At 39.6% G+C, this 7,458-nt stretch carries 6 protein-coding genes; 3 read left to right on the forward strand and 3 right to left on the reverse strand.

The genetic code is table 11. The features are described from left to right. The 3 genes from FTU17_RS16135 to cysD all read right to left on the reverse strand — a co-directional run. On the reverse strand, positions 1-541 hold a 541-nt coding region (locus FTU17_RS16135; RefSeq protein ID WP_180105380.1), incomplete at its 3' end, for a GIY-YIG nuclease family protein. Between the two features lie 157 nt (positions 542-698). After that, positions 699-2,312 (reverse strand): sulfate adenylyltransferase subunit CysN, encoded by a 1,614-nt coding sequence (cysN, locus tag FTU17_RS16140; RefSeq protein ID WP_180059498.1) that lies wholly within the window; start codon positions 2,310-2,312, stop codon positions 699-701. A gap of 152 nt (positions 2,313-2,464) precedes the next feature. Continuing rightward, positions 2,465-3,379, reverse strand: a complete 915-nt coding sequence (gene cysD, locus FTU17_RS16145; protein ID WP_078189893.1) for a sulfate adenylyltransferase subunit CysD — start codon at positions 3,377-3,379, stop codon at positions 2,465-2,467. A gap of 321 nt (positions 3,380-3,700) precedes the next feature. Between cysD and FTU17_RS16150 the strand changes: the two genes are divergently transcribed. From FTU17_RS16150 to FTU17_RS16160, 3 genes are all read left to right on the forward strand, one after another. Beyond that, positions 3,701-4,243 (forward strand): hypothetical protein, encoded by a 543-nt coding sequence (locus FTU17_RS16150; protein ID WP_111884395.1) that lies wholly within the window; start codon positions 3,701-3,703, stop codon positions 4,241-4,243. Between the two features lie 464 nt (positions 4,244-4,707). Then, on the forward strand, positions 4,708-5,346 hold the full coding sequence (locus tag FTU17_RS16155) for a YqiJ family protein (protein WP_111884396.1): 639 nt from the start codon (positions 4,708-4,710) through the stop codon (positions 5,344-5,346). A 176-nt stretch (positions 5,347-5,522) separates the two neighbouring features. Then, a complete protein-coding gene (locus FTU17_RS16160) occupies positions 5,523-7,235 on the forward strand; it encodes a flotillin family protein (RefSeq protein ID WP_180011015.1) in 1,713 nt (570 codons plus the stop codon). The last annotated feature ends 223 nt before the right edge of the window (positions 7,236-7,458 follow it).

Consider the following 7,458-nt stretch of genomic DNA (forward strand, 5'->3'; position numbering starts at 1 on the left):
TTTCATTGATTTCATTGATTTCATTGATTTCATTGATTTCATTGATTTCATTGATTTCATTGATTTCATTGATTTCATTGATTTCATTGATTTCATTGATTTCATTGATTTCATTGATTTCATTGATTTCATTGATTTTGAACCTATTCCCATTCCACTTAGGTTTCAATTCTTTTATCAAACTATCTTCCAAACCAGCAGCTAGATTAAGCTTAAACCCTCCATATTTCATTAATCCAACATCTTCAAATAACCAAATTTCAATGACCTTGCCCATGCTAATCAATCTAGTTAATTCAAAATTATTTCGAATATTTGTAGTTTGGGTACGACCTGGCTTTAGATAACCTTTAAACCTATTATCTAAATTTTGTGTAGTTTTACCAATATAGAGCAATTCATTATTCTCTATAAACGCATACAGTATATTTTCTACACCAGATGAATAATTTAACTTATAAATTAATTCCTTACTGCTCCCAATATTCCAGAACCCCACATTTTTAAAACCAACATCAATAAGTTTTTGCCTAATATTCATACAACCCTTTTGATTTTATATTGTTTATTTACAATAGATTACCACGAAATAATATTTGTTTTTTTGATTAAAACATAAGCACTTTTTAAATTATATATTCATTTCCTAATAAAAAAACCCGCCTTGCGGCGGGTCTTTTTTAAATCAATTCAATCTATTATAGACGAACCAACTCAACAATTTTCTCAGCAACTTCTTCAGCAGTCTCGAATGCATAAGTCACATCAGTACCTTCAGCACTATCTGTAATCACAACCACACCTGTTTCACGTACAAGTGCAACTTGCTCTACAGTTAAACCAGCTTTCGCAATCGCAACTACACCTTGCTGAATCAACAAACTTTCGATCGCTTGCGCATTTTCAAGTGCTTTCGCAGTTACAGTTACAGCAGCAGGTTTTTGACCTAAACGTGCAGCACGCGCTTCAGCAGTTACAGGCTCGTTGTGTGCAGTCCATTCAACCGCAGACTCAACCATACCCGCACCAACAGTCACGTTGCTTAAACGGTCAATAAATATAAATGAACCTGTGTAACGGCTGTCTTTATAACGGTCAAATACCACTGGCGCATCAAACTCAATCGTTACATCTGCAATCGCATTCAGTTCAAGCTGTTCAACTTCCGTTTTTTCCAATGTGTTTACATTGGTACGGTAGTTGATTTTCGCAACTTTCGCAGGAATGGTTTGTGTACCAAACTTCACGTTATACAGTTTACCAACCACTAAAGGCGCATCTGTCATCCATACCACAGAGGCACGTGCAGAACGTGAAATTAATGGCTGTTCGCCTGCTTTAACTAAAACGTTACCACGTGAAATATCAATTTCATCATTTAGCGTAAGTGTTACCGCTTGACCTGCAACAGCATGGTCTAAGTTACCGTCAAAAGTCACGATTTCTTTAACAGTCGAAGACTTACCAGATGGTAATGCAGTAATGGTATCGCCAACTTTCACTTCACCAAGTGCAATCGTACCGCAGAAGCCACGGAAATCGAGGTTCGGACGGTTGACATATTGAACTGGGAAACGGAATTCGTGCTTGCTCGTATCATGCGAAATTTCAACAGTTTCCAAAGTCTCCATTAAAGTCTGACCTTGGTACCACGGTGTATTTGGCGATTTGTTTACAACGTTATCACCATTCAACGCAGAAATAGGCGTGAAGATAATGTTCGCAGGTTTACGGTCGCCCAATTGGTTTACGAACTCATTGTACTCTGCTTGAATTTCATTGAAGCGCGCTTCAGAGAATTCAACCAAGTCCATTTTGTTCACTGCAACCACGATATTACGAATACCCAAAAGACTCGCAATAAATGAGTGACGACGAGTCTGGGTTTGAACGCCATAACGCGCATCAATCAAGATGATCGCTAAATCGGCAGTCGACGCACCAGTTGCCATGTTACGTGTGTACTGCTCATGCCCCGGGGTGTCAGCAATGATGAACTTACGTTTTTCAGTAGAGAAATAACGGTAAGCCACGTCAATGGTAATACCCTGCTCACGTTCCGCTTGCAGACCATCTACAAGTAAAGCCAAGTCAGGTGCATCACCCGTAGTACCGACTTTTTTAGAGTCACGAGTCACGGCTTGCAATTGATCTTCATAAATCAATTTTGAATCGTAAAGCAAACGGCCGATTAAAGTCGATTTACCGTCATCAACGTTACCGCAAGTGAGGAAACGTAGAAGGTCTTTATTTTCGTGTTGTTTTAAATACGCCAAGATGTCTTGGCTAATTAAATCTGATTGATGAGACATTGCTCAAAGCTCCACATATTCTTTTGAAATCGGTTTCTGAATCTTTTTAATCCCTCTAAATCTCCCTTTAAGAAAGGGAGACTTTGCTCCGTTATTTCTCGGGAGTTCCCCCTCTTTAGTAAAGAGGGGGTTAGGGGGAGATTATGAGATTCTTAGAAGTAACCTTCCTGCTTTTTCTTTTCCATCGAACCTGCTTCGTCATGGTCGATCATACGGCCTTGACGTTCAGATGTGGTGGCTAAAAGCATCTCTTGGATAATTTCCGGTAAAGTTGTTGCAGTTGATTCAACCGCACCTGTAAGTGGGTAACAACCTAAAGTACGGAAACGCACCGATTTCATTTGTGGCACTTCACCTTCGTTCAAACGCATACGCTCATCATCAACCATGATCAGTGTACCGTTACGCTCAACCACTGGACGTTCAGCAGCCAAGTACAAAGGAACCAATTTAATATTTTCGAGGTAGATGTATTGCCAAATATCCAACTCAGTCCAGTTAGACAATGGGAACACACGAATACTTTCGCCTTTGTTCACTTTACCGTTGTAAAGATTCCAAAGTTCAGGACGTTGGTTTTTAGGGTCCCAACGGTGTTTGGTATCACGGAATGAGTAAACACGCTCTTTGGCACGAGATTTCTCTTCGTCACGGCGCGCACCACCGAAAGCCGCATCAAACTGATATTTATCAAGTGCTTGTTTTAAGCCTTGAGTTTTCATGATATCAGTATATTTTGAGCTCCCGTAATCGAACGGATTCACGCCTGCATCTTTACCTTCTTTGTTTTGATGCACGATCAAATCAAAGCCATGCTCTTTTGCCATGTTGTCACGGAAAGTAATCATGTCTTTAAATTTCCAACCCGTGTCTACATGCAGTAGTGGGAATGGAAGTTTGGCAGGATAGAATGCTTTTAAAGCAAGATGCAGCATGACCGCTGAATCTTTACCGATTGAATACAGCATGACTGGGTTTTCGAACTCAGCAGCAACTTCACGGATGATATGAATACTCTCAGCTTCAAGCTGTTTAAGATGAGTAAGTCTTTCCTCATTTAATGACATGGACAACACCAGCTTAGAATATGTGTACTTATTACACTTTTAAAGATATATATACATTATAGTGATTAAGCTTTCATAACGATTGCTTGTTTTGTGATATTGATATTCTTATTCGTCATATACAAATTGTCTGATACTGCTTATCAATTTTAATTAATTTAATACGATAGGCTTATCAATTTCATTATTATTCTAGTCCGAGATCCGTAAGTCTACGCAATTTTTTATCAATTAACTAATCGCTAAATCCTCTAAACAATCGGTATTCAAACTCGCTCAAACTACCTAAAGTAGCTATATCGCTCTCCAATAGTTATTGATATGCCATATAGTCACTATACGCTTGAAACCTTAAAGTCGCTGATTGAAGCCGCAGGTCTTGCTGGCTATATTTATCAACATTCTTCACACATGCTCGTGCTCCAAGAAGCTTTAAATGATGACGGCAGCCCGCTGAATAACTTTATCCAACATGAGCTGAGTGCGGACCAAATTGGCCTTCAGTTCGGTCTACGACTTTTGGACAATAAACTCGAGTTTTTGATTGGGGTGACTCACAGTAACCAAGATCGCGGCTACGAAATTGGCGCTGGCAATTTAAAAGCAGATCAACGTGCATTTAATCTGCTCTATGCTTTTTATAATTTTCCCAAAGCATTTCACTTAATCCATTTCCCGCTCGCAGCCAATAGCACCCAGTTAGAAGAAGAGATCGAAAAGCAATTGTTTCAACTTGAAAGCATGGGCTTTTTAGACACTGCGATTAAAACCAATCCGATGGGCGAACAAGTGAAGTGGATGAAAACCTTTATTGTTCAAGCGGCTTTAGATATGAAAGTACGCATTCAAACTTCATTGTTATAAAAACGGTTAATGCCACCTAAAAATAGCTCTATTGAACACCAGTTCAAATCTCCATATGACATCGAAAGTCACGGTAAAGCTCTCAGCACTGCCGTGACGCTTATAAATTTACATTTCCTAACATTGTTTTCTGTGCCTTTTAAAAAGCCATTTCTCTCCGTTAAGCACGACCACTTATATATCTGCAATTAGACTGAAAATTTGATTGATCACAATGACTTAAATCTTAAATGGGTAAAGCAGAAATACTATTAACTTTAGATTTAGATAATCCTGACTTAATTGATCACCTATTTTTAAAGAAAAACTTAGTAATAGCTCACATAAAAGCCGACTTTTTGTTAATCTGATCTGTAATTTTTTTACACAATTTCGACAGATAATGTTATTTTATTTACTGAAAAAAATTCGGCCAGAATTATTTTTTTTGATTTTTTATAAGCATAAATATAGAGATAAATATAATGTGGGAATTGTTTACTCACCCGTCTAATATCGTGTTTAGCATCAGTCTCTGCTTAATGTTCTTGTTTGGACTTTTTGAGATTGTGTTAACAATTTTAGGGGGTGGTTCTCAAGGCTTCTTAGATCAATTCCTACCTGAGGATGTTGGTCATAATGCAGAGCTAGGTGTAGATGCCGATGCAGGTATCGTGACACGTGTGCTCGATTGGTTGTATTTAGGTCGTATTCCGCTGTTTGTATGGCTCATCATTTTCTTATGTGTCTATAGTTTATTGGGCTTTACTATTCAAGCCGTCGTTAACCAAATGACCAGTATGATGTTCAGTGCATGGATTATTGCACCTGCATGTATTTTTCTGTGCATGCCCTTCGTACGTTTTAGCGCAATGCTTATTGCCCGTATTTTACCGCAAGATGAAACCACTGCCATTTATAGTGATGAATTGATCGGTAGAACGGCCACGATCATTTTGGGTGATGCACGACCCCAGTCTCCTGCTCAAGCCAAAGTCAAAGATCAACACGGATTAACCCATTATATTTTGGTTGAACCTGAACAAGATGAAATTTTCAGCCAAGGTCAATCGGTGGTTTTAACCCAAAAAACAAATGTAGGCTTCCAAGCCACCATGCTCTAAATTTTGAATGAATTGATGCTCGATCAGTTCTTCAAACAACATATAAATACATTTAACGCGTCATACGTTCAGCAAATCTCGAAGTCATGATGAGTCAACAAAATACTGATTTTTAAACCAAACTTGTTAGCACTTTAGAGGGTTAACTTGAACTACAACAAAAGAGATAAACGTCCATGTTAGACATTATTCCAAGCGGTATCCTTGTTTCAGTCGGGATAATTTTTGCCGCACTTATTTTTATTGGTTTTATTATTGCTCGACTTTATCGTCGCTCAAGTAAAGAAATTTCATTTGTGCGTACAGGCTTCGGCGGTGAAAAAGTGATTTTAGGTGGCGGTGCTATTGTGCTTCCAGTGCTACATGAAATTATCCCAGTCAATATGAACACCCTACGTCTTGAAGTACGCCGTGCAGATGACCAAGCGCTGATTACACGTGACCGTATGCGTGTCGATGTGATGGCAGAGTTCTATGTCCGTGTGAAACCAACCGCGGATTCGATTGCGACTGCTGCACAGACTTTGGGTCAAAAGACCATGTCGCCAAATGAGTTAAAGAATTTGGTCGAAGGTAAATTTGTTGACTCTCTACGTGCAGTTGCCGCAGAAATGGCGATGGAAGAATTGCATGAAAAACGTGTCGACTTCGTTCAAAAAGTTCAGCAAGTGGTGTCTGAAGATTTACATAAAAACGGTTTGGAACTTGAAACCGTTTCATTAACTGGCTTAGACCAAACAGGCTTTAAATACTTCAACCCACAAAATGCGTTCGATGCTGAAGGTTTAACTAAACTGACAGAAACCATTGAAGACCGTCGTCGTAAACGTAATGCGATTGAGCAAGATGCAGATCTTGCAATCAAGACCAAGAACTTAGAAGCAGAACAAGCACGTCTACAAATTTTGCGTGAAGAAGAATATGCAAAACTGCAACAAGAACGTGAAATTTCAGTTCGTCGTGCAGAACAGCTTGCAGAAATTGCATCACAAGAAGCTTCGAAAAAACGTGAAGCCGAAGAAGCGCGTATTGCTGCTGAACGTGAAGTTGACTTAAAGCGTATTACTGCTGCACGTGACGTTGAAAATCAAAATATTCAAAAGTCACAAATTATTCAGCAAGCCCAAGTGGAACAAAAGAAAACCATTGAACTCGCTGAGCAAGACCGTGCAATTGCGATTGCTGAAAAATCTCGTGCTGAATCTGAAGCTAAGGCACATGCCGATCAAGCCCGTGCTCAAGCGGTAAAAGCCGAAGAAGAAGTGATTACCGTTCGTCAAATCCAACAAGCTGAACGTCAAAAAGCTGTTGAATTGGTCTCTGCGAAAGAAAAAGCGGAGAAAGATGCGATTGCAATTACTGTCGCGGCTGAAGCGGGTAAACAAGCAGCCGCAGATGATGCAGAAGCTATCCGTATTGCAGCTGAAGCCGAAGCTGAAAAAGTTCGCTTAAAAGCCAAAGGTGAAGCTGACGCAAAAGTTCTCTTGGCTCAGGCGATGGAAAAACAATACCAAGTTGATGCTGAAGGTACACGTGCAGTGAACGAAGCAAACAACGTATTGTCATCTGAACAGGTTGAAATGCAAATTCGTTTAGCGATGCTGAAATACTTACCTGAAATCATTCGCGAAAGTGTGAAACCAATGGAAAACATTGATGACATTAAGATTTTGCAAGTGAATGGCCTAAATGGTGGTCATGCAGGTTCTTGCCAAGGTGATGCTCACCACGAAGGCAGCGGTAATGTTGCCTTGTCAGACCAAGTGGTGAATAGTGCCCTACGCTACCGCAGCCAGGCCCCACTGATTGATAGCTTGATGAGTGAGCTTGGTATCCAAGGTGGCGATATTAACGGTTTAACTCAGAGCTTAAAAACCAGCAAAAACTAAGTTTTTGATTGAGATAGGGCTCCATCAAATCTCTTTATTCAGAAGTGATTGCTTGAGCAACACATTCTAAATGAATTAAAAAAGCAGTGTCCGCACCACTGCTGTCCCATAGTTTGCTTTAAATAAAAAAACCTGAGTCCTAACAGTTAAAATATGAGTGCAAACAAACACTTTAACGACCAGGATTCAGGTTTTGTCACATCAGAATACCGTATTTCATGAG

Origin of the sequence: Acinetobacter sp. YH12070 (assembly GCF_013419625.1) — a bacterium.
GTDB lineage: Bacteria > Pseudomonadota > Gammaproteobacteria > Pseudomonadales > Moraxellaceae > Acinetobacter > Acinetobacter amyesii.

Coding starts and splice junctions, on each gene's coding strand:
- cysN (WP_180059498.1), bottom strand. CDS start 2,312: ATGTCTCATCAATCAGATTTAATTAGCCAAGACATCTTGGCGTATTTA.
- FTU17_RS16155 (WP_111884396.1), top strand. CDS start 4,708: ATGTGGGAATTGTTTACTCACCCGTCTAATATCGTGTTTAGCATCAGT.
- cysD (WP_078189893.1), bottom strand. CDS start 3,379: ATGTCATTAAATGAGGAAAGACTTACTCATCTTAAACAGCTTGAAGCT.
- FTU17_RS16160 (WP_180011015.1), top strand. CDS start 5,523: ATGTTAGACATTATTCCAAGCGGTATCCTTGTTTCAGTCGGGATAATT.
- FTU17_RS16150 (WP_111884395.1), top strand. CDS start 3,701: ATGCCATATAGTCACTATACGCTTGAAACCTTAAAGTCGCTGATTGAA.